The 26,816-nt window shown below is 65.6% G+C and carries 1 protein-coding gene; it reads right to left on the minus strand.

Annotation, left to right across the window (positions count from 1 at the left end; genetic code table 11):
* Nucleotides 1-25: 25 nt before the first annotated feature.
* Nucleotides 26-26,779, minus strand: a complete 26,754-nt coding sequence (locus tag CH268_RS16690) for a non-ribosomal peptide synthase/polyketide synthase (RefSeq protein ID WP_176457969.1) — start codon at nt 26,777-26,779, stop codon at nt 26-28.
* Between the last annotated feature and the right edge of the window lie 37 nt (nt 26,780-26,816).

Below are 26,816 nucleotides of genomic sequence, written 5' to 3' on the forward strand. Positions count from 1 at the left end.
TTTCACGGAAGAACACTCGCAAACGTTATGGATATGTATTGCCCAGATGTGCGTCGACAACCGGACCGATCACCGAGACAGCATCGGGATTGGTCATTTCGTTGTGGAAAACGTCCACACCGTGGATGACGATATCTCCTGACACGTACGGTCGCCATTCCTGTGGTGACCGAACAATTCCGTCACTCGCGCCTTTCGTTGCAGAAAAGAACAGAACATTTCCGTCGAACACGTCCGGGATGAACTCGGCCATGATTCGCGTCGAGTTCTCGAATCCTGCATTGATTCTGCGCAAATGATCCGCCGTGACACCGGTGGTCTGCCCCAGGGATTCGTCGAGCAGTTCGACACCACGTTCGTAGGTCAACGGCTCGGACGACGCCTGAGCAGTCAGATCCAGCCCCAGACCCGCGAGCAGGTTCTCGACGCTCAGCTCACCGTCGGCCGTCTCGTCATGGCCGTCGACGTAGCTGTCCAGCAACGCGAGAGTCTGCACTTCGCTGCCGGTGCTGCGTAGTTCCACGGCGATCGCATGGGCGAGCGAACCACCGAGCGACCACCCGAGCAGGTGGTACGGACCGACCGGCTGGACAGCCCGAATCTCGTCGGCGTACCGGTGCGCGAGGTCTCGAATCGAGCCGAACGGCGTGCCTTCCACGATGCTGGGCAACTGCAGGCCGTACACGGGACGGTCGTCACCGATCTGGGACACCAGGCCCGCATAGCCCCACGACAACCCGATTCCGGGATGGACGCAGAACAGCGGTTCCTTGGAGCCTGTGCTGCGCAGTGGGATGACCACTCCGAACACCGAATCCAGTTGCGCACCGGACGAATCGACGTCCGACGCGACCCGAGCCGCGAGCCCTGCCGGGGTCGGATCGACGAACAACGCCTGCAGCGGGACGCGAACTCCGACCGCGTTCTCGATGGCCGGGCCGATCTTGGTTGCCACCAGCGACGTGCCACCGAGCTCGAAGAAGTTGTCGTCCATGCCGACTCGTTCGACACCCAACACCTCGGCGAACGCGTCGGCGATGGCTGCTTCGAGATCCGTACTCGGTGCCCGATACGGCGTCGTCGACACCGTCAGTTCCGGCACCGGGAGCGCGCGTCGATCCAGCTTGCCCACCGGAGTGAGTGGGATGTCGGCGAGTTCGATGATCGTCGACGGGACCATGTGGCGCGGAAGAACGGTCGCGACACTGTCGCGCAATGCCTCGACGTCCACCGATGCACCCTCGGCCGGCAGGACGTAGGACACGAGAACCGTGTCTCCCGACGCCGCACTGTGACCGATGGTCGCCGCGAAGCCGACCTCGTCGTGATCGGTGAGCGCGGAGTCGATCTCGCCGAGCTCGATACGGAATCCGCGGACCTTGACCTGGAAGTCGCTGCGTCCGACGAACTCGAGCACACCGGTACTCCCCCAGCGCACGACGTCACCGGTTCGGTACATCCGCTCACCGGCGGTACCGAACGGGTCTGCGACGAAGCGTTCGGACGTGAGCCCGAACCGTCGCAGGTAACCGCGTGCCGTACCGGGGCCTGCGATGTACAGCTCGCCCGACACCCCGGCCGGGACCGGCCGCAGACGTGCGTCGAGCACGAGGAACCGGAATCCGGTACCCGGCCGGCCGACGTCCACCGTGCCGCCTGGCATCAACGGACCGCCGACACTCGCCTGAATGGTCGTCTCGGTCGGACCGTAGCCGTTGAACATCTTGCGGCCCGGTGCCCACTTCGCCACCAGCTCCGGAGTGCAGGCCTCGCCGCCGACGGCGAGGACGCGGACCGTGCCCAAACGCGTCTCGTCGATCGAGGACAACGCCGCCGGAGTCAGGAACGCGTGTGTGACATGTTCCGATTCGAGCAGGTCGGCCAGTTCGCTGCCACCGAACGTTCCCGGCGGCACGATCACCACGGTGGCGCCGACGCCGAACGCCATCGTGAGCTCGTACACCGAGGCGTCGAAACTCGGCGAGGCGATGTGCGACACCCGCGAATCCCGGGTGGGACGGAATCGATCGATCACCTCGGCCTGCAGGTTGGCCAGGCCCCGGTGCCGCACTGCGACGCCCTTCGGGCGACCGGTCGAACCCGAGGTGTAGATCAGGTACGCCGGGTGGTCGAGGTGCAGCGTCGCGGTGCGCTCGGCATCGGTGACTGCGGCCACGGGATAGCGCGAAAGCTCCGATGATGTCTCGGGATCGTCCAGGACGAGCCACGGCACGGTGTCGGGCAGCGACTGCCGACTGTCGACGTCGGTCAATCCCATTGCCGCACGCGAATCTTCGAGCATGTGCGCAATGCGGTCGGCCGGGTAGTTCGGGTCGACCGGCAAGAATGCCGCACCGGTCTTGGCGACCGCCCACACCGACAGAACCGACTCGATGGACCGAGGCAGTGCCAAGGCGACGAACGTTTCCGGTCCGACGCCGTAGTCGATGAGCATTCGCGCGATTCGGTTCGACCAACTGTCGAGGTCGGCGTAGGACAGGCTCACGCCCCGATACGTGACGGCGACCGCGTACGGGTCGAGCGCCACCGAGGCGGCGAGCATTTCCGGCCACGTTCGCAACGCGACGTCGGCGGACCCGCGAGCCGGTGCCAGAGCCTGCTTCTCGTCGGCACCGAGAATGTCGATATCCCCCACCGCGGTGAGTCGATCGTTGCCGACGGCGTCGAGTACGCGAACCAGTCGCGCCGCGATCGCATCGACGGTGGACGCGTCGAACAGCGAGGTGGCGTAATCGAACGCTGCCTCGAATCCGGTCGGTCGCCCGTCGTCGTCGAAGGTCTCGGACACCAGGAGTTGCAGATCCTGCTTGGCCACGGGAACGTCGAAGTCGAAGCCCTCCACGCGCAGATCCGGTAGCTCGAGGGACGCCTTCTCGTTGTTCTGGAACGACAACGCCACCTGCGACAGCGGTGCATACGCCGTCGATCGCGTGGGATTGAGCACCTCGACGATGCGCTCGAACGGCATCTCGGTGTGATCGAAGGCGTCGAGGTCGTGTGCTTTCACCTGCGCGAGCAGATCCACGAACGAGGTGGAGTCGTCGATCCGGCTGCGCAACACCAAGGTGTTGACGAACATGCCGACGAGATCGTCCAGTGCCGCGTCGCCGCGCCCTGCCACCGGAGTGGTGATCGCGATGTCGTCGGTACCGCTCAGGCGCGCCAGCACCACCGCGAACGCGGCGTGCAACACCATGAACATACTGACGTTCTGCTCGCGGGTGATCTCGACGAGTGCCCGATGGATCTCGGCGTCGACGGTGAAGCGAACCCGGCCACCCCGGAAATCCTGCGTGGTGGGCCGCGGGCGATCGGTGGGCAACGGCAGCAGATCGGGTAGACCTGCGAGCGCCGTCGACCAGTACTCGAGCTGGGCCGCGGCCACGCTCGACTCGTCCTTCTCGTCGCCGAGCAACGAACGCTGCCACAGCGTGTAGTCGGCGTACTGCACCGGCAAGGGCTCCCAGCCCGGCGCTGCTCCCGTGGTGCGCGCCGAGTACGCGAGCACCACGTCTCGTGCCAGCGGTGCCATCGAGGCTCCGTCGGCCGCGATGTGATGCACCACCATCGCCAGTACGAAGACGGGCTCGGCATCGGTATCGGCACCGACGACGTGGAACAGCTCGACGTGCACCGGAATCTCGGTGGTCACGTCGAATCCGCGACCCGCCAGGTGCGCCACCCGGTCGGTCAGCACACCGGCATCGATCGATTCCGGCTCGACCACCGGAGCTACCTCGACGGCCGGATGTACGAGCTGGACCGGGAAGTCCGATCCGTCCGGGAACGTCGTCCGCAGCGATTCGTGCCGCTCGAGGACGTCGACGACTGCCGCGGCGAGGGCCGCAGTATCGAGCTGCCCGGTCAACTTGACGACCAGTGGCACGTTGTACGCCGCCGAGGTGGTGTCGAACTGGTTGATGAACCACATGCGTTGCTGTGCGAGAGACAGCGGGATGTGATCAGGACGCTGTGTCGCAACGAGATTCGGACGCTGCGCCCGTGTGGACGTTGCGCCGACCGCGCTCGCCAATCCGGCGACAGTCGGCATCTCGAAGATCGTGCGCACGCCGATCGTGGTGCCGAGTTCGGCATTGACGCGAGCGATGACACGGGTGGCGCTGAGCGAGTCTCCACCGAGCTCGAAGAAGCTGTCGTCGGCCCCGACCCGATCGACGTCGAGAATCTCGGCGAACACAGCGGCCACGGTGAGCTCTGCCGGCGTGCTCGGCTCGCGGTACGACGTCGCCGACCCGAACTCGGGCACCGGCAACGCGGACCGATCGAGTTTTCCGACCGGTGTGAGCGGAATGGCGTCGAGCACGACGATGGCTGCGGGAACCATGTGCGACGGCAACATGCCGGCCAGGTGGTCACGCAGGACACCGGTATCGAACGCGTCCGCCGCGCCCTCGGTGGTTCGTACGTACGACACCAGGACGGTCGCTCCCGACGGACCCGGAGTGCCGAAGGTCGCGGCGAAGTCCACGGACGGATGCGATGCGAGCGCCGCGTCGATCTCGCCGAGTTCGATGCGGAAGCCGCGAACCTTGACCTGCGAATCACTTCGACCGACGTATTCGATCGTCAGATCGGGCGACCACCGCACCACGTCTCCGGTGCGGTACATCCGCGCGCCGGGTGCACCGAACGGGTCGGCGACGAATCGCTCCGCCGTCAGGCCCAATCGATCGTGGTAACCGCGGGCGAGTCCGACACCCGCGAGATAGAGCTCACCTGCCACGCCGACAGGAACCGGCTGCAGCCGTGAATCGAGCACCACCTCGTACACGCCGCGAACAGGACCACCGATCGAGACGGTGTCACCTGCAGTCATCGGCGTGCTGATGTTGGACATGATCGTGGCCTCGGTCGGACCGTAACCGTTGTAGAGATTCCGGCCCGGGGCCCACTTCGCGACCAACTCGGCCGGTACGGCCTCGCCGCCGACGACGACGTCGGCGAACGTGTCGAGCCCGCTCGGGTCGACCGACGCCAGAGCCGACGGGGTGATGAAGCCGTGGGTGACCGACTCCGCTGCCAACAGTGCCGCGAGTTCGTCGCCGCCGTACACGGTGGGCGGCACGATGATCATCGTCGCGCCGACGCCGAAGGCGAGTAGGTACTCGAGCACGGATGCATCGAAGCTCGGGGACGAGACGTGCAGTGTGCGTGAGTCTTTGGTGATTCGGTATCGCTCGCGCTGCTCGGTTGCGAAGTTGTCGAGACCGGAGTGCGTGACGACGACACCCTTGGGCACACCCGTCGAACCCGAGGTGTAGATGGTGTACGCCGCGCTCTCGAAGGCGATGCGTCCGTTCCGCTCGGTGGCGTCGATCGGCTCGTCGCTCACTGCGTTCGGGCCGTCCGTCGCCAGATCGTCGAGGACGATCCAAGGCACGGTCGACGGCAGGTCGTCGAGATGGGCGCGGGTGGTGACGCCGAACGTGGCACCGGAGTCGGCCAACATGTGCTCGATGCGATCGGCCGGGTAGTTGGGATCCACCGGTACGAATGCCGCGCCGGATTTTGCGACGGCCCAGACCGTCAGCACCGATTCGATCGATCGTGCGATGCCGAGTGCCACGAAGGTCTCGGTGCGCACGCCGTGGCCCAGCAGAATTCGAGCGAGTCGGTTGGACCGACGGTCCAACTCCCGGTACGTCATTTCGCCGTCGGTGCTGCGCAGTGCGATGGCGTCCGGGTTCACCGCGGCAGCGTCGGAGAAGATCTCCGGCAGCAGCCGGGCCGAGCGTCCATCGGGTCCGAACACCGGTGCCAGCGAGGCGAACTCGGCGTCACCGAGGAGTCGCAGCCGTCCCAGTGGCTGCTGTTCGTCCTCGAGCACGGCGTCGAGGACACGCTCGACGCGATCGACGATGGCGTGCACGGCATCGACGTCGAACAGTTCCGGCAGGTACTTAGCCTTCAGGTTCAGGCGTTCGTCGACCGACGAGACCAGAGTCAGCGGGTAGTGCGCTGCATCGGTTCCGAGAATGTCGGTGACCTGCATACCGGCGAAATCGGTTGCCGCAGAAGCGCCCGCCCGGTCGACGGGGTACGACTCGAACACCGTCAAGGTGTCGAAAGCCACGCCTGCACCCGCTGCGCGTTGGATATCGGTCAGGCCGAGGTAGTGGTGATCCAACAGCGATGCCTGCTCGGCCTGAACCCGATCGACCAGTGCACCCAGCGTTTCGCTCCGGTCGAGCGTGACACGGACGGGCAGGGTGTTGATGAACAGCCCGATCATGCCCTCGATACCCGGAACCTCCGGCGGACGACCCGACACCGTCGCACCGAACACGACGTCCTCGCGTGCGGTGAGGGTGGCCAGCACGACGCCCCATGCGGTCTGGACGAGGGTGTTGAGGGTCGATCCACGGCGAGCAGCGAAGTCACGCAGTGCCGCGGTGGTCTCGACCGACAACGACCGCTCGGTCTCCTGCGACACGGTGGACAGTTGCCGGCCACGATCGTCGGTGACCAACAGCGTGGGTTCTTCCACGCCGGCCATGGCACTGACCCATTGCGCGGTGGAGATCGCCACGTCGCGTTGGCGCATCCACGCCAGGTAGTCCCGGTAGGCAGGAATGCGCGGCAGCATCGAGTCGTCGGACTCGGTGACGTAGAGCGTGATGAGTTCCTTGACGACCAGCGGCGTCGACCAACCGTCCAACAGGATGTGGTGGTTGGTCAGCAGCAGACGCCAGTGATCGTCGGCCAGGGTGATCAGCGTGAACCGCAGCAGCGGTGCCCGGTCCATCTCGAAGCGCACCGCACGGTCGGCCTCGAGAACTGCCTCGAGGGCCACCTCGACATCGGGCTCCCCCCGGAGATCGATCTCGGACCACGGAACAGTGACCGAACTCTGCACGATCTGCAGTGACTCACCGTTGCTGTTGTGTACGAACGCTGCTCGCAGGTTGGGATGGCGAGAGACCAGTTTGTCGACGGCAGCATGCATCCGCGTCGCATCGACAGTTCCCCGGAGCTCGAGCCCCAGCTGAACCATGTACGCGTCGACACCCGAACCGGCACTGCCGATCTCGCCGGCCAGGCGAGCGTGGAACAGCAAGCCGGCCTGCAGAGGCGACAACGACCACACGTCGTCGAGATTCGGGAACTGCTCTTCCAGAGCATCGATGGATGTCTGATCGATGTCGACCAGCTCGAGATCCGACGGCGTGAAGCCGCCCGCACCGTCGGCCGAGGCGTGTTCGGTGATCGAGGTGAGGGCCTGCGTCCACAGTTCGATCAACCTGCCGACCTCGTCGGCGTCGAGAACGCCCGCGGGGAAGGCGAACGTCGCGTCGAGCTGCGGGCCGTCGGGGGTCGAGGTGGTGACAGCGTTGATGTCCAGCGCCGCAGGCACCGGCATGTCCGGATTCTGCGCGTCGCCGAGCTCTGCGTCGGCCACCGGGATCCAACCCACGTCGTCCATGCCTTCGGTGGATCCGGTGGAGAACCGGCCGAGGTAGTTGAAGCTGACCTGTGGTGCGGCGAAGCCGGACAGAGCCTCGGCTGCAGCGGAATCGAGGTACCGCAGCATGCCGTAGCCGATGCCGTGATCGGGGATCTCGAGCAGCTGTTCCTTGATGGTCTTGACCAGGGCACCGGCCGACGCGCCGCCTGCCAGAGCGTCGGCGACGTCGAGCGACCCGAGATCGAGACGCACGGGGAAGATGGTGGTGAACCAGCCGACGGTCCGACCGAGATCGGCACCGGGCACCACCGCGTCCTCGCGGCCGTGGCCCTCGAGAGTCACGAGAGCGTCCCGCACCGCATCGCCGCGTTCGCGACGCCACGCCGTCAGGGCCAGAGCCAAACCGGCCAGCAGGCCGTCGTTGACGCTGCCGCGGAACACGTCCGGGACAGTGGTCAACAGGCGCTCGGTGACCTCGACCGGCAGGGACGTGCGGACACGCTGCACGGTGGCGTCGACGTCGATTCTCTTGTCGAGCGGGCGAGAACCGATTGTCGGGTCGGCTCCGTCGAGGATCCGACGCCACAGTCCGAGCTCGTCGGTTCGGGCGGCCGTGACCTCGGTGAGTCCGGTGGACCACCGACGCATCGAGGTACCGATCGGAGCCAGGTCAGGCTCCTGGCCGGCGACGATCCGACTCCATGCCGTCGCGAGGTCGGGGACCAGAATGCGCCAGGACACGCCGTCGATCACGAGGTGGTGGGCGACCACGAGCAGTCGACCCGAGCCATTGGGGCTCTGGAACCACACCATCTGCACCATGACGCCGTCGGCCGGAACCAGACGATCGGCAGCGGCGTCGAGCTCGGCCGCGGCGACGACGGAGAATTCGGGGCCGTCGACGGATTCGACCGAGACCGCGTGAAGGACGCTCGCAGCCGAGACTGTTCCGACCGGAGACACTTCCTCGTGCCACTCCCCGTCCGCGTCCTGGTAGAGGCGCGCACGCAGCATGTCGTGACGATCGAGCACCGCTGCCACCGTGCGTTCGAGCGTCTCGCGCTCGATGCCGACCGGAAGCTGAAGCAGCGCTGTTTGTGTGTAACGGCCGAATATGGTGCTGCGGTCCAACATCCACCGCACGACCGGGGTGAGCGGCATCGGGCCGACTCCCCCACCGTCGAGTTCCTCGAGCACCACGGCGTCGCCGCCGAGAACAGCGACCTCGGCGAGAGCGGCCACGGTCTTGCGCTCGAAGATGTCGCGGGGAGCCAGCACCAGCCCGGCGGCCTTGGCGCGCGAGACCAGCTGGATCGACATGATGCTGTCGCCGCCGAGTGCGAAGAACGAATCGTCGACGCCGACGGTATCGAGCCCGAGAACGTCCGCGAACAGACCGGCCAAGATCGACTCGACTTCGGTTGCGGGCAAACGACTTTCGGTGACGTTTGCCGAGAAGTCCGGTGCCGGGAGTGCGCGGCGATCGAGTTTGCCGTTGGCGGTCAGCGGCAGCTCGTCCAGGACGATCAACGCTGCGGGCACCATGTACGAGGTCAACGAGTTGCCCACGAAGTCGAGAACGGCCGCATGGTCGAGCGCGCGACCGGCCTCGGCCACGACGTAGCCGATCAGGCGATCACCGAAACCGTCGTCGCGGACGGCGACCACGGAAGCCGCTACCCCGTCGAATGCCAGTAGCGCGCTTTCGATTTCGCCCAGTTCGATACGGAAGCCGTGCAACTGGACCTGCATGTCGCTTCGACCCAGGTATTCGAGAGCCCCATCGCGATTCCACCTGGCGGTGTCACCGGTGCGGTACATACGCGCACCCGCATCGCCGGAGGGGTCGGCAACGAAACGCGTTGCGGACAGCCCTGCTCGGCCGAGGTATCCGCGAGAGAGCTGTGCCCCGGACACGTACATCTCCCCGACGACGCCGGGCGGAACAGGATTGAGGCGGGTGTCGAGAACGGCGACACGCAGCGCCGGGATCGCCTGGCCGATGACGCTGGCCGAAGCGGACGCCGCGAACTGCTCGGTCAGAGCCAGGTGGCTCACGTGGACCGTCGTCTCGGTGATGCCGTACATGTTGACCAGGGTCGGCGAGGTCTCCTCGTGCCGTGCGTACCAGCGACCGAGCTGCCCGAGATCGAGTGCTTCTCCACCGAAGATGACGTACCGCAGCGACAGTGCGTCCGATCCGTCGGCGGATCCACCGGCCGCGGTTGCCACACGATCGGCTTCGGCGAACTGGTAGAACGCCGTCGGTGTCTGGTTGAGAACCGTGACCTTCTCACGAATCAGCAACTCGCGGAACAGTTCCGGCGAGCGTGCGGTGTAGTAGTCGACGACCACGAGAGTGCCGCCGTGCAGCAGTGGTCCCCATAGTTCCCACACCGAGAAGTCGAACGCGTAGGAGTGGAACATGGTCCACACGTCGCGGTCGTCGAAGTGGAACAGATCCGTGGTGTTCGCGAACAGCGTCGCCACGTTACGGTGCGCGATCTGCACACCCTTGGGACGTCCGGTACTACCCGAGGTGTAGATGACGTAGGCGATCGAATCGGCATCGGTGGTGCCGATGCGGTCGGCGTCGGTCAGCGGGGCTCCGGACACGCTTGCCAGCTCGGCGACCGCTTCGGGTGCATCGAGCAGCAGCATTTCGACATCGGAAGCAGGCACCGATGCACTGTCGGCGACGGTGGAGATCACACAGATCGGTGACGCGTCGTCGAGCATGAAGGCGAGCCGGTCGGCCGGATAGCCGACGTCGATCGGGAGGTAGCCGCCGCCGGATTTGACGACCGCCAGCAGAGCAATGATCAGCTCCTCGGTGCGCGGCATCGCAACCGCCACCAGGGACTCCGACGTCACACCCCGAGCCACGAGGACTCGCGCAAGTCGGTTCGAGCGGTCGTCCAGCTCGGCGTAGGTCAGCGAGCGATCGCCGAACACGACTGCCTGTGCTTCGGGGAACTGCGCAGCGGCAGCGGCGAAGCGGTCGGCCAGTGTCGCATCGGTCGCCGTGTGGCCGTCGTGGTTCCACTGCCGGGCCATGGCGTCGAGTTCACCCGGCAACAGGATGTCGATGTCGCCGACAGCACGATCGGGATCGGCGGTCACGCCGGCGAGGACGGCACCGAATCGAGTCGAGAACTCGTCCACGGAGATCTCGTCGAACAGGTCGACCGCGTAGGTGATCGCAGCGGTCATACCCGCCGGAGCACCGGAGTCGTCGAACCGTTCCGCGACGGTCAGCTGGAGGTCGAACTTCGCGACGTGGGCGTCGATGTCGACGGCCTCGACGGTGAGTTCGGGTAGCTCCAGTGCCGCCGAGGTGTTGTTCTGGAATTCGAGCAGTACCTGGAACAACGGCGAGTGATCGGTGGAACGCGCCGGATCGAGGACGTCGACGAGACGCTCGAACGGCACGTCGGTGTTGTCGAACGCCGCCAGGTCCGCGGTACGGGTCCGGCGGAGCAGCTCGGTGAACGAGAGATCGGGCGCTACCTCGGTGCGCAGAACCAGAGTCCCGACGAACATGCCGACCAAATCGTCGAGCGCCGCGTCGCCACGCCCGGCGATGGGCGTGCCGACTGCGATGTCCTCGGTCCCGCTGAGGCGAGCCATGAGGATCGACCATGCTGCATGCATGGCCATGAACACGGTCGCGTCGTTCGCGCGGGCGAGGTCCACCAGGCCTGCGTGGACGTCTGGCTCGATCTCGAACCGAACACTGTTGCCGCGCATCGATTGCCGTGCCGGGCGAGGATGGTCGAGCGGAAGCGGCAGCAGCTCGGGTAGATCCGCGAGAGTGGACTTCCAGAACCCCAGCTGCTGTGCTGCCACCGAGCTCGGGTCGGACTCGTCGCCGAGAACCGAGCGTTGCCACATCGCGAAATCGGCGTACTGAACGTCGAGCGGCGCCCACATCGGGGCTGACCCCGACACGCGAGACCCGTACGCCACCATGACATCTCGGGCTAGCGGTGCCATGGACGCGCCGTCGGCGGCAATGTGATGCACGATGATCGACAGCACGAAATCCTCGGGTGCCGTCCGGTACAGAACGGCCCGGAAGGGCAGGTCCTTCGACACGTCGAATCCGCGGGCGGCAGCGGACGAGATCGCGGTGACGATCTCGGTGGCATCGACGTCGACGACCTGCAGATCGGTCGTCGCCGCGTCGGTGCCGAGAATGTGCTGCTCGGGCCGATCGCCGTGCGAGGGGAACACGGTGCGCAGCGACTCGTGCCGCGCCAGCACGTCACCGATCGCAGCGTTCATTGCCTCGATGTCGAGACGGCCTGTCAATCGAACCGCGAGCGGGATGTTGTAGGCGGCCGAGTCGACGTCGAACTGGTTGATGAACCACATTCTCTGCTGAGCCATCGACAACGGAATCGAGCTCGGGCGAGGCTTCGCAGTGAGCGCCGGACGGCGCGCGGCACCGGCCGGGTTGCTGTGCACTCGCACCGCCAACGACTCGACCGTGGGTGCCTCGAACAACGCACGAACGCTGACAGCGGTGTCGAGGGCTGCATTCACCCGAGCGGTGAGGCGGGTGGCGCTCAGCGAGTCCCCACCGAGATCGAAGAAGCTCGAGTCGATGCCGACGCTGCCCACGCCGAGAACCTCGCCGAAGATGTCGGCGATGATTCGCTCGGTCTCGTTGCGAGGAGCGCGCGAGTCGCTGCCGAGGTGCAGATCCGGGGCGGGCAGCGCCTGTCGATCGAGCTTGCCCGCGGGCGTGAGTGGGATCGACTCCAGGGCGACGAACGCCGTCGGAATCATGTGTGTCGGAAGCGAACTCGACGCCCGAGTGCGCAGCGTCGTCACATCGATTTCGTGGCCGGGCCGCGGAAGAACGTAGGCGACCAGGATCGTGTTTCCGGCAGGTCCGTCGACACCGATCGTCGTAGCGAATTCGACTGTCGGATCATCGGTCAGCACCGCGTCGATCTCGCCGAGCTCGATACGGAAACCGCGCACCTTGACCTGGAAGTCGCTGCGTCCGACGTACTCGAGGGTTCCCGACTCGGTCCACCGCACGACGTCGCCGGTTCGGTACATACGCTCGCCGGGCTCGCCGAACGGGTTCGCGACGAACCGCTCTGCCGTCAGACCGAATCGCGAATGGTAGCCACGCGCCAGGGCGGGGCCGGCGAGGTAGAGCTCTCCTGCGACACCGACCGGTACCGGATGCAGACGCGAATCCAGCACTACCTCGCCGAAACCGATTGTCGGCGAGCCGATATCGATGGGCGAGCCCACGTGCAGCTGGTCACTGACGGAGGAGAAGATGGTGGCCTCCGTGGGGCCGTACGCATTGAACATGCGCCGTCCCGGTGCCCACCGTGCGACGAGCTCGGGCGGACACACGTCGCCACCGGTTGCAACGACGCTCAGTTCGGTCAGACCGTCGGGGTCCACCGAGGCGAGGGCCGCGGGAGTCACGAACGCATGCGTGACGTGCTGCTGCGCAAGGAGCTCGCCGAGCTCCACGCCGCCGTAGACGGAGGTGGGTGCGATCACCATCGTGGCGGCACCCGAGATCACCATGGCCAGCTCGAGAATGGATGCATCGAAGCTCGGTGACGCGAACGCGAGAACCCGAGCGTTCGGAGTCACCTCGAAGCGAGACCGTTCTTCCTCGGCCAGGTTGGCCAGGCCGCGATGAGTGACGGTGACGCCCTTGGGAACTCCGGTGGAGCCGGAGGTGTAGATCAAGTACGCGACCTGACCGATGTGTACCGGTCGAGTGCGGTCGGAGTCGAGAACCGGTGCGGTCGAACGGTTCGCGAGATCGCGGCGAGTGTCGTCGTGGTCGAGGACGGACCACGCAGCCGAGCCCAGACCCTCGACGGCACCGACGTGTTCGGTCGACGTGACGCCGATGGACGCGCCGGAGTCGACCAGCATGTGCTCGACTCGATCACGGGGGTAACTCGGATCGATCGGCAGGAAGGCCGCACCGGTCTTGGCCACGGCCCAGATTGCGAGAACCGATTCGATGGAGCGCGGCAAAGCAAGTGCCACAACGGTTTCCGGACCTGCTCCGCGGGCGATCAACGCACGCGCGAGCGCAGACGACCGAGTGTCCAATTCGGTGTAGGTCAGTGTCCGACCTGCGCTCCACACTGCCGTACCACCGGGGTTGCGGGCAGCAGCATCGGTGAGGATGTCCGGCAGGAGGCGCTCGGTCGTGGAAGCGGGACCACGTACCGGGGCCAGCCTGTTCGATTCCTCCGAGGACAGCAGCGACAGCGATGCGACCCGTTGGTCGGTGTCGGTCGCGATCGCCTCGAGAACACGCACGATTCGATCGACGGTGGCGACGACGACACTGTGCTCGAACAGCTCGGGCAGGTACTTGGCTTCGATGTGCAATCGGTCGTCGACCATCGCGACCAGGGTCAGCGGATACTGGGCGGTGTCGCTGCCGTCGTGCACGTCGTGCACCCGCATGCCGGCGAGATCGGTCTCGGCCGACAGTCCCGCGCGGTCCATCGGATACGACTCGAACACGGTGAGCGTGTCGAACGCGACCGCGGGACCGACGGCACGCTGGATATCGGTCAGGCCCAGGTAGTGGTGATCGAGCAGCGAAGCCTGTTCGGCCTGCACCCGATCGAGGTACTGGCCGAGTGTTTCGGCTGGATCCAGCACGATGCGCACCGGCAGCGTGTTGATGAACAGACCGACCATGGACTCGATATCCGAGACCTCCGGCGGACGTCCCGAGACGGTGGCACCGAACACTACGTCCGTGCGACCGGTCAACGTGCCCAGCACCATCGCCCACGAAGCCTGCACCATCGAGTTCATCGTGATGCCGCGTGCCCGGGCGAGACTGCGCAGTCGTTCGGTCTGCTCGATGTCCAGGGAAACCAACGCGCGGCCGGCCAATGTCGACTCCTGGCGACGGCTCTCGACCGGCGTCAGCAGGGTGGGTTCGGCGAGACCCGCGAGGGCTTCCGTCCATGCCGCACGAGCTGCCGAGTGATCACGCCGCGACAACCACGACAGGTAGTCGCGGTACGTAGGTACGCGCGGAAGAACGGCGTCGTCGCCGTCCACGACGTAGAGCGTGAGGAGGTCCTTGAGGAGCAGCGGCGTCGACCATCCGTCGAGCAGGATGTGGTGGTTGGTCATCACCAGACGCCACTCGCCCGGGGCCAGCGTCACGAGCATGAAGCGCAACAACGGCGCCTGTGCCATGTTGAATCGCGTTGCGCGGTCGTCGTGTTCGATTCGCTCGAGCTCGGCTGCGCGATCGTCGACGCTCAGCGACGACAGATCGACCGAGGTCCACGGCACATCGACGTCGTGATGCACGATCTGGATGGATTCGCCGTCGTTGTTGTGGACGAACGCCGTGCGCAGGTTCGCGTGGCGCCGCAGTAGAGCCTGGGCAGCGCGGCGGAAGCGAGCCTCGTCGACGTCCCCGCGGAGGTCGAGCACCAGCTGGACGATGTAGGCATCGACGGACTGATCCGACAGTTCGGCATGGAAGAGCAAACCGGCCTGCAGAGGCGTCATCGACCAGATGTCGTCGAGAGTCGGGTACACCCGCTCGAGATCGTCGATGGACTTCTGGTCGAGGCTCACCAGATCGAGATCGGACGGCGTGAACCCGCCGGTCCCCGGCCGCTGAGCGAGCTGCGTCAGCGCGGTGAGAGCCTGCTTCCACAACTGGGCGAGTTCGGTGACCTCGTCGGCGTCGAGCACGCCCGTCGGGAATGCGAAGGTCGCCTCCAACCGAGGCCCGGTCGGTGTCGCCGTGGTGACCGCGTTGATGTCGAGCGCAGCGGCGACCGGCAGGTCCTCGTCCTGAGAATCGCCGACGCCGGAGTCGTCGACCGGCAGCCACCCGTGTCCGCGGAGCTCGTCCGGAACGTCGGTGCTGTATCGACCGAGGTAGTTGAAACTGACCTGGGGTGCCGGGAAGTCACGCAGTGTCGCACCGGCCTCCTCGTCCAGGTAGCGGAGCATGCCGTACCCGATGCCGTGATCGGCAACGGCGAGCAGCTGCTCCTTGACGGACTTGACCAGCGCTGCTGCCGCGTCCCCGCCGGCGAGAGCGTCGTCGAGGTCGATCCCGTCGAGCGTCAGTCGAAGTGGGTAGATGGTGGTGAACCAACCGATGGTGCGGCTGAGATCGGCTCCCGGAACCACATGGTCCTCACGGCCGTGGCCCTCGAGAGAGATCAGTGCGTCGGACACGACGACACCGCGGTTTCGTCGCCACACGGCTGTCGCCAGGGCCAGAGCGGCCAGTAGACCGTCGTTGACGCTGCCGTGGAACGCCTCGGGCAGAGCCGTCAACAGGCCCTCGGTGACATCGGTCGACAGAGTGACCTCGACCTTGACCACCGTTCGATAGACGTCGATCTCGCGGTCGAGTGCGCGTGAACCGATGAGCGGATCGGGATCGGCGAGCGCGTCGCGCCATACTGCGAGCTCGTCCGAACGCGTTGCGGTGACCTCACGCAGGCCGTGCGCCCAACGACGCATCGAGGTACCGACCGGGGCCAGTTCCGGTGTGCTGCCGCCGATGATCTGAGCCCACGCCGACGCGAGGTCGGGCACGAGAATTCGCCACGAGACGCCGTCGATCACGAGGTGGTGCGCGACGACGAGCAGTCGGCTGCCTTCGGAGCCGGCGTCGAACCAGACCATCTGAATCATGACACCGGCATCGGGTGCCAGACGATCCACTGCTGCAGCGGCTTCCGACCTGGCCTGATCCGAGAACTCCGGTCCCCGAACACTGTTCGACTCCACCCGGCGGACGACGGACTGCGCCGTCACGGAACCGATCGGGAGCACCTCCATCGACGGCTCTCCGGCGCGGTGCAGAACTGCACGGAGCATGTCGTGGTGATCGAGGACGGTCTGAACGGTTGCTTCGAGAACGTCGAGCTCGATATCGGACGGCAGTGTCAGCACGGCAGTCTGTGTGTGCTTGTCGAGTACCGACGTGCGGTCGAGCATCCAGTGCACGATCGGGGTGAGCGGGACGTCTCCGACGCCACCCCCGGGCAGCTCGTCGAGCACGAGCGGAACGGTCCCGTCGCCGGCGGCGACGACCTCGGCCAGTGCGGCAACGGTCTTGTGCTCGAACACATCTCGCGGCGACAGAGCCAGCCCTGCCGCTTTCGCGCGGGAGACGAGCTGAATCGACATGATGCTGTCTCCGCCGAGCGCGAAGAAGGAGTCGTCGACTCCGACGCGATCGAGGCGGAGCACCTCGGCGAACAGACCGGCGAGCGTCTTCTCGACGGCATTGTCGGCGTCGCGTCCCGAGGTGACCTGAGCGGACCAGTCGGGTTCGGGGAGGGCTTTGCGGTCGAGTTTGCCGGCCGGAGTCAACGGGATCGACTCCAACATCACGAACGCCGAGGGCACCATGTGCGCAGGCAGCACCGACGCCGCATGATCACGCAGCACACCGGCATCGAACGACGCACCGGCCACCGGCAACACATACGACACCAACACCGTCGACCCCGCCGCGGACTCACGCCCGACAGTGACCACGAAATCGACACCCGACACAGCCGCCAACACCGAATCGATCTCACCCAACTCGATGCGGAAACCACGCACCTTCACCTGAAAATCGCTGCGCCCCACATACTCCAACGCACCCGAGGCATTCCACCGCACCACATCACCGGTGCGATACATCCGCGAACCCGCACCACCGAACGGATTGGCCACGAACCGCTCCGCCGACAACCCCGACCGCGCGTGATACCCACGAGCCAACGCCGGACCCGCCAGATACAACTCACCCACCACACCCACGGGCACCGGATTCAACCGCGCATCCAACACCACCTCCGCGAAACCGATCGTCGGCGAACCGATATCGACCGACTCCCCCACCACCAACGCCGACGAAATCGACGAGAAAATCGTCGCCTCCGTCGGACCGTACGCATTGAACATCCGCCGACCCGGCGCCCACCGCGCCACCAACTCCGGAGCACACACATCACCACCGGTGACCACGACCTCCACCGAATCCAACCCCACCGGATCCACCGACGCCAACGCCGCAGGAGTCACGAACGCATGCGTGACCCGCTCCTCGGCGAGCAACGACGCCAACTCCACCCCACCGAACACCATCGCCGGCGCAATCACCATCGTCGCCCCACCCGAGAACGCCAACACGAACTCGAGAATCGACGCATCGAAACTCGGCGACGCGAACGCCAACACCCGAGACGACGGCCCCACACCGAACCGAACCCGCTCCTCGGCAGCCAAGTTCCCCACACCACGATGAGTGACCACCACACCCTTGGGCACACCAGTGGACCCCGAGGTATAGATCAGATACGCCGCATCATCGAGACGCAACACACCCGAACGCTCGGCATCCAACACCGGAGCAGGCGAAGCGAACGCCAGATCCGCCACCACATCGGCATCGTCGAGCACCACCCACGACACCCCACCCACACCCGCAACCGCATCCAGATGCGCACCCAACGTCACACCCACCACAGCACCGGAATCGACCAACATGTGCTCGATCCGATCCACCGGATAATTCGGATCCACCGGCAAGAACGCACCACCGGCCTTCGCCACCGCCCACACCGCCACCACAGACTCCACCGACCGCGACAACGCCAACGCCACGAACGACCCCGGACCCACACCACACGACATCAACACCCGCGCCAAACGCGACGACGCCGCATCCAACTCCCCATACGAGAGCACCCGAGAACCCGACACCACCGCAACACCACCGACACCAGCAACACCGACCGCACCAGCCAACAACTCCGGCAACACCACACCCGCAACAGAACGCGGACCACGAACCGGAGCCAACGCTGAGTACTCGTCGCTCGAGAGGATGTCGATGTCGCCGACGCGAACGGACGGCATGGCCGTCACAGCGTCGAGGATCCGCACCAGACGATCGGACATGACACGCACGGTGTCGGCATCGAACAGCTCTGTGGCGTAACGGAAGCTGGCTTCGATGCCGACCGGGTTCCCGGAAGCGTCGAACTCCTCGGAGACCGTGAGCTGCAGGTCGAAGTTGGAGATGTCGTTGGGCAGTTCGATGCCCTCGATCGACAGCCCGGGCAAGGTCACCGTCGGTCGATCGGTGTGCTGGAACTCGAGCATCACCTGGAACAACGGGGCGTGAGCGGTGGACCTGGCGGGGTCGACTGCGTCGACGACCCGCTCGAACGGCACGTCCGCGTGGGTGAAGGCAGCCAGGTCGACGGTGCGCACATCCGCCAACAGATCCTCGAACGGAGTCGACCCGGGCACCTGGGTGCGGAGGACGAGCGTGTTGACGAACATACCGACGAGCTCGTCGAGTGCGGCATCGCCTCGACCGGAGATCGGTGTGCCGACCGAAATGTCCTCGGTACCGGACAGCCGTGCCAGCAGCACGGCCAGAGCGGCGTGCACGATCATGAACGAGCTCGAATTGTGCTGCGCAGCAACGGCGACGAGCCGAGCATGCACTGCGGGATCGATCGCGAACGAGACGGTGTCGCCGCGCAGGGACGCCACTGCCGGACGCGGACGATCGGTCGGCAACGGCAGCACTTCCGGGCTACCCGCCAACGCGTCGACCCAGTACGTCACCTGCTTCGCCATCAGGGAGTCGGGATCGGATTCCTCGCCGAGGAATCGACGCTGCCACAGCGCGTAGTCGGCGTACTGCACCGGCAACGGTTCCTGGCTCGGCGCATGACCTGCAGCTCGGGCGCTGTACGCCACCATCAGGTCGCGGGCGAGCGGCGCGCTGGAGAAGCCGTCGGAGGAGATGTGATGGACCACCATGACGAGTACGTGTTCGTTCTCGCCCTGACGGATCAGGCGCACGCGCAACGGAACATCGGCCACGACGTCGAAGCCGGCACCGGCGACGGCGCCGATGAGCTCGGCGACCTGCCGGTCGTCCTCTGCGGGAACCGGAGTCAGGTCCGGAACGGCCGATGCCACGTCGAGGACGGACTGCACGGGGCCGTCGTCGGTGAGCGGGAACATCGTTCGAAGAGACTCGTGGCGTGTGAGCACGTCGGCTATTGCCGAGCGCATCGCGTCGACGTCGAGGATGCCGCTCAGGCGCATCGCGAACGCGACGTTGTAGGCAGCCGACTCGGTGTCGTACTGATTGATGAACCACATCCGCTGCTGTGCCAGAGACAGCGGCACCACCGCGGGTCGTTCCTGTGGCACCAACCGAGGCGTCGGTGCGGAGTCCTGTGTGCTGACGTCGATGCCCGCGGACAGCGATCGAACAGTCGGTGAATCGAACAGATCTCGGATGCCGATGTCGGTTCCGAGGGCGGCATTGACGCGTGCGACGAGGCGCATCGCGATCAGCGAGTTGCCGCCGATCTCGAAGAAGCTCGAGGTCGCGCTGACCTGTGCGACGCCGAGCAGATCCGCGAAGACGCCCGCGACGATCTCTTCGACCGGATTCTCCGGTCCGACGAATTCGGACGCAGCAACGGTGAACTCGGGGGCCGGCAGTGCCTTTCGGTCGAGCTTGCCGCTGGCATTGAGAGGAAGTGAGTCGAGTACGACCACATGCGAGGGCACCATGTACCCCGGCAGCCGGCGTCCGGCTTCGGCGATCACCTCGGCCGAGTCGACCGCGTGACCGGACGCGGAGACCACGTAGGCCACCAACGTCTCGCCGGTGTTCGGATCCTTGTGCACCAGAGCGATTGCCTGGGCGACGGACTCCGAGCGCAGCAGCACCGCTTCGATCTCGGGAAGCTCGATACGCAGACCACGCAGCTTCACCTGGAAGTCGGTACGGCCGATGTACTCGAGTTCGCCGTCGGCGCGCCAACGAACCAGGTCGCCGGTGCGGTAGAGACGTTCACCCGGCTCGCCGAACGGATCGGCGACGAAGCGATCGGCGGTGAGATCGCCGCGGCCGACATAGCCGCGAGCGAGCTGAACTCCGGCCAGGTACAGCTCGCCGGGAGCACCGATCGGGGCCGGTCGAAGCGACGCGTCGAGCACGTACAGACGGGTGTTCCAGACCGGCGAACCGATGGGAATGGACACGCCGTCGTGGCCGGTGACGTGGTAGTAGCTGACGTCGACGGCGGCCTCGGTAGGACCGTAGAGGTTGTGCAGCTCGGCCTGGGAGAACTGCGCGAACTGCGCGGCGGTGGCGGGCGGAAGTGCTTCGCCACTGCAGAAGACGAGCCGTAGTGACACACAGTCCGCAGCCCGAGCTCCGGCTGCGAACACCGCGAGCATCGACGGCACGAAGTGCGCGGTGGTGATGTGTTCGGCCGCGATGATCTTCGACAGGTACACCGGGTCGCGATGGCCGTCGGGCTCCGCCACGACGAGCTTGGCACCGACCTGTAGGGGCCAGAAGAACTCCCACACCGATACGTCGAACGTGGCCGGGGTCTTCTGCAACACCGTGTCGGCGGGCGCGAGGTGGTACTCGTCCTGCATCCACAGCAGTCGGTTCACGATGGCCGAATGCGTGACGGCGACGCCCTTGGGTCGGCCGGTGGAGCCGGAGGTGTAGATCACGTAGGCGGTGTTGGCTCCGTGCAGGCTTCCGAGGCGGTCCTGGTCGGTGATCGTGGAGCGGTCGCGATCGGAGACGTCGAGAAGATCCACCGCGAGAACAGGAGTGGCGACCGCGATGTCGATCCAATCGCGGCTCGTGGTGAGAATGCACACCGGCTGAGCGCTCGACAGCACGTAGGACGATCGCTCGACCGGGTGATCGGGGTCGATCGGTACATAGGCACCGCCGGCCTTGACGATCGCGTACATACCCACGAGCAGATCGATCGAACGTCGGATCGCGAGCCCGACGTGGGACTCGGGCCCTACACCCAGTGAAATGAGATGCCGTGCAAGCTGATTGGCGCGCTCATCCAGCTCCAGGTAGGTGATGTGCTCGTCCTCGAAGACGAGGGCGGTCGAGTACGGACCACGCAGCACCTGACGGTCGAACAGACTGCTCAGAGTCATGTCGACGGCCCCGGTGTGGAGCTGTCGGTGGACCGGATCCTCGATGAGACGTGCAGTGTCGTTCCACTCGAACAGTACGAGTTCTCGTTCGGCCGGGGACAGAATGTCGATGTCGCCGGTACGAATGTCCGTCGAGCTGCCGATGGTCGCGACGATCCTCAGGAACCGGTCGACGAAACGGTCGATGGTCTCGGGATCGAACAGATCCGTTGCGTACGTGAACGACGCCGACAGCGCGCCGGACTCGTCGACCGGTTCCTGGTCGACGCGAAGCTGCAGATCGAATTTCGCAGTGTCGGTACCGATCTCCTCGAATTCGACGACGAGTTCGGGCAGCTCGAGCACGGCGGTGGCGTTGTTCTGGAATTCGAGGAGCACCTGGAACAGGGGTGAATGATCGGTCGACCTGGCGGGATCGAGTACGTCCACGAGCCGCTCGAACGGAATGTCGGTGTTGTCGAACGCCGCGAGGTCGGAGCTACGAGCGCCGGCGAGCAGTTCGGCGAAGCTGGCCTGTGGCTCGACCTGCGTGCGGAGAACGAGGGTTCCGACGAACATTCCGACGAGATCATCGAGTGCTGCGTCCCCTCGGCCGGCGATCGGGGTGCCGATGGCGATGTCCTGGGTACCGCTCAGGCGCGCGAGGAGCACGGCCAGAGCGGAGTGCACCACCATGAACAGAGTCGACTCGTGTTCGGCAGCAACCGAAGACAGGCAAGCTGCGACATCGGCCGGAATGGTGAACGGTGTGACGCTGCCGCGCATCGACTGACGGGTGGGGCGTGGTCGGTCGAGCGGCATCGGTAGTACGTCGGGAAGGTCGGTCAGCGCGGACTTCCAGAATTCGATCTGGCGTGCTGCCACGGACGTGGGGTCGTTCTCGTCGCCGAGCACCTCGTGCTGCCACAGCGCGAAGTCTGCGTACTGCACCGGCAGTGGCGTCCACGCCGGCTGCGAACCCGCGGATCGAGCACTGTAGGCGACCATGACGTCGCGGGCGAGCGGTGCCATCGAGGCGCCGTCGGCAGCGATGTGATGGACCACGATCGAGAGCACGAAGCTCTCCGGGCCGGTGCGGTACAGAACCGCCCGGAAAGGCAGATCGACGGTGACGTCGAATCCCGTTGTGGCGGAGGTACGCACGAGCGCGTCGACGGCATCGGCAGTCACGTCGACGACACGGAGCGGAAGGTTCGGTCCGGTGACCTTCTCGGGCGGAAGTATCACCTGATTCGGCAGGTCGCCCACTGTGGGGAACACCGTGCGCAGCGACTCGTGTCGAGTCAGCACGTCGCCGACGGCAGCGGACATCGCATCGACGTCCAGCCGGCCCGACAGGCGAACGAGTAGAGGAATGTTGTACGCAGGCGAGGATGCATCGAACTGATTGATGAACCACATACGTTGCTGCGCCAGCGACAGCGGAACGGACTCCGGCCGATCGGCGGGAACCAGTGCCGGGCGACGGTGCAGCGATGCGCCCGTCGACTCCGCACGGTCGGCGAGGGTGCGAACCGTCGATGCCTCGAACAGATCGAGAACCCGCAGATCCGTACCCAGAGCTGCGTTGACGCGGGCGATCAAACGCGTTGCGACAAGGGAGTTTCCGCCGAGATCGAAGAAGCTGTCGGTGACGCCGACACGATCGAGCTCCAGTACGTCGCAGAACACGGCAGCCACAGCCGCCTCGTACTCGGTTTCCGGCGACTCCGTGGTGCTCTGAGAACCGAGCTCGGGTTCGGGGAGGGCTTTGCGGTCGAGTTTGCCGGCCGGAGTCAACGGGATCGACTCCAACATCACGAACGCCGAGGGCACCATGTGCGCAGGCAGCACCGACGCCGCATGATCACGCAGCACACCGGCATCGAACGACGCACCGGCCACCGGCAACACATACGACACCAACACCGTCGACCCCGCCGCGGACTCACGCCCGACAGTGACCACGAAATCGACACCCGACACAGCCGCCAACACCGAATCGATCTCACCCAACTCGATGCGGAAACCACGCACCTTCACCTGAAAATCGCTGCGCCCCACATACTCCAACGCACCCGAGGCATTCCACCGCACCACATCACCGGTGCGATACATCCGCGAACCCGCACCACCGAACGGATTGGCCACGAACCGCTCCGCCGACAACCCCGACCGCGCGTGATACCCACGAGCCAACGCCGGACCCGCCAGATACAACTCACCCACCACACCCACGGGCACCGGATTCAACCGCGCATCCAACACCACCTCCGCGAAACCGATCGTCGGCGAACCGATATCGACCGACTCCCCCACCACCAACGCCGACGAAATCGACGAGAAAATCGTCGCCTCCGTCGGACCGTACGCATTGAACATCCGCCGACCCGGCGCCCACCGCGCCACCAACTCCGGAGCACACACATCACCACCGGTGACCACGACCTCCACCGAATCCAACCCCACCGGATCCACCGACGCCAACGCCGCAGGAGTCACGAACGCATGCGTGACCCGCTCCTCGGCGAGCAACGACGCCAACTCCACCCCACCGAACACCATCGCCGGCGCAATCACCATCGTCGCCCCACCCGAGAACGCCAACACGAACTCGAGAATCGACGCATCGAAACTCGGCGACGCGAACGCCAACACCCGAGACGACGGCCCCACACCGAACCGAACCCGCTCCTCGGCAGCCAAGTTCCCCACACCACGATGAGTGACCACCACACCCTTGGGCACACCAGTGGACCCCGAGGTATAGATCAGATACGCCGCATCATCGAGACGCAACACACCCGAACGCTCGGCATCCAACACCGGAGCAGGCGAAGCGAACGCCAGATCCGCCACCACATCGGCATCGTCGAGCACCACCCACGACACCCCACCCACACCCGCAACCGCATCCAGATGCGCACCCAACGTCACACCCACCACAGCACCGGAATCGACCAACATGTGCTCGATCCGATCCACCGGATAATTCGGATCCACCGGCAAGAACGCACCACCGGCCTTCGCCACCGCCCACACCGCCACCACAGACTCCACCGACCGCGACAACGCCAACGCCACGAACGACCCCGGACCCACACCACACGACATCAACACCCGCGCCAAACGCGACGACGCCGCATCCAACTCCCCATACGAGAGCACCCGAGAACCCGACACCACCGCAACACCACCGACACCAGCAACACCGACCGCACCAGCCAACAACTCCGGCAACACCACACCCGCAACAGAACGCGGACCACGAACCGGAGCGAGACGCGCACGTTCGGCGGCAGAGAGCAACTCCACGTCACCGACGGCACGCTGTGGGTCACTCGTCAGTGCGTCGACGATGCGCACCAGACGACGACCGATCTGAGCAACACTGCCGGCATCGAACAGTTCTGTGGCGTAATCGATGACGACATGCGGAGATTCGGACTCGTGAACCGTGACGACGAGATCGAAATCTATTCCGTCGCGCGGCAGCGGAGACTCCCCGAAGCGGAGCGCGACCTGGGCGAGGGGGTTGTGCGAGCCGGTTTCGGCCGAGCCGAGTGCTCGGGCTATCTCGGCGAAGGTGGCATCGGCGTGGGCCGACGCATCGACGAACTCTGCCGCGGTGGTGCCGACGAAGTCCGAGAACGACTGACGGCCGTCGGGGCGGGTGCGCAGAACAACCGTCTCGCCGCGGCCGGAGGGCACTGCGATCGAGACGTCGTCCGTGGATGCGAGACGCGAAAGAAGAACGGCCACAGCGGATTCGAGCACGACGAACGGGGTGGTCGAGCTGTCGTCGGCGAGTCGGCTCACGGCATCCCACGCTGCGGACCCCAGGGCAACCTCGTGCGATGCGCGAACATGCCCGATGCGCGAAGGCCGGGGGCGGTCGGTCGGCAGCGCGAGCAGGTCCGGTGCATCGGCCAGTCGATCGACCCAGTGGGCTACGTGCGCCGCAGCGCGACGGCGGCGGCGACCTTCGAGGGCGCTGTCCGGATGAACTTGCAGGACGGGCACGTCCGGGCCGGACGCGATGAATTCGGTGACCATGTCGACGAAACTGGAGTGATGCGTCGTCAGGTCGTTGTCGTCGTAGCGGTTGGGGTTTGCCCGGAAATCGACGAATGTTCTTGCAGGAGTGCCACTCTGGTAAACGTTGACGAGGAGGTCCTCGACCGGGCCGGACGTGACGATGTTGAATTCGCCGACGATCGAGCCGAGCTGAATCTGCTGATGGAACAGCATCATGTTGACCATCGGGCCGGCGAGTTGTTTGTCGCTTCCCGTGGCTGCCAACTCGCGCCGGATATCTTCGATGCTGAACCTCTGGTGCCGCAACGCACCCATCAGCTCGAGCTGTACCTGCTGTACGAGTTCACCGACGGTGGCCTTCTCGGAGACGCGCATCGGAATGGGTGCGACGTTGACCAACATTCCGCCGGATCGACGGAGGAGGGCCGTGGTGCGCGCGGACACGGGGATGTTGACCAGGACGTCTTCTCGCCCGGTCATGCGCGAGAGGTAACAGCCGAATGCAGCGATGAACACCGCGGCGGCCGTCCCACCCTTCGTCGAGTCCGACGCTTCGAGTTCGGTGACGACGTCATCGGGTAGTGCGACACTGCGCAGCTTGCTGGCCGCGATGGTACGACCGGGTGTGTTGGACAGCGTGGCACCGTCGTGGATGCCCGCGGCCCTCGATGTCCAGTACTCCTTGTCCGTCTCGAAACGAGTGGACGTCCGGTACTCCTGATCGAGGTCGTACAGTCGTCGAAGTTCGGCTGCCTTGTTCGGCTCGGGTTCGACATTCTCGACCGCTGCGGTGTAGAGCGCGGCGGTGCGCTGGACCAGTGTCATGGCACCGTAGCCGTCGAGGGCGACGTGGTGGATCTTGCTGTACCAGAGGTTGCGTTCGTCCTCGACCTGAAGGATCCAGCTGTCGACGAGCGGATCGTTCTCCATGTCGACCGGCTTGACGTAGTTCTCGTCTATCCATGCCAGCGCCGACGCCATCGGATCGTCTTCGCCGCGAAGATCCAGGTAGTGCACCGACTGATCTATGCCGTGGTCGACCGTCTGAACCGGCTCCCCGTCGATCTGGGCCAGGCGTAGGTAGGCCGACTGGAACTCGTGCCCGGCGCGGGCCGACGCCTCCTGGAGAACCGCTATGTCGAGTGGTCCGCGCAGATCCACGTATTGGGCGATACAGACAGCGACGTCAGGCGCGAGTTGTTGCGCAAACCACATTCCGCGCTGCGCCGAGGACAGCGGGAAGGAATTGTCGAACCCTGTTCCGGTCGGCGGGACCTGAGAGCCACCGGTGGTCACTGCGCGCATTCACTTGCCTTTCGGCGGGACGGAGGCACCGGCAAAA

This window comes from Rhodococcus sp. 06-1460-1B, assembly GCF_002258475.1.
GTDB classification, from domain to species: domain Bacteria; phylum Actinomycetota; class Actinomycetes; order Mycobacteriales; family Mycobacteriaceae; genus Rhodococcoides; species Rhodococcoides fascians.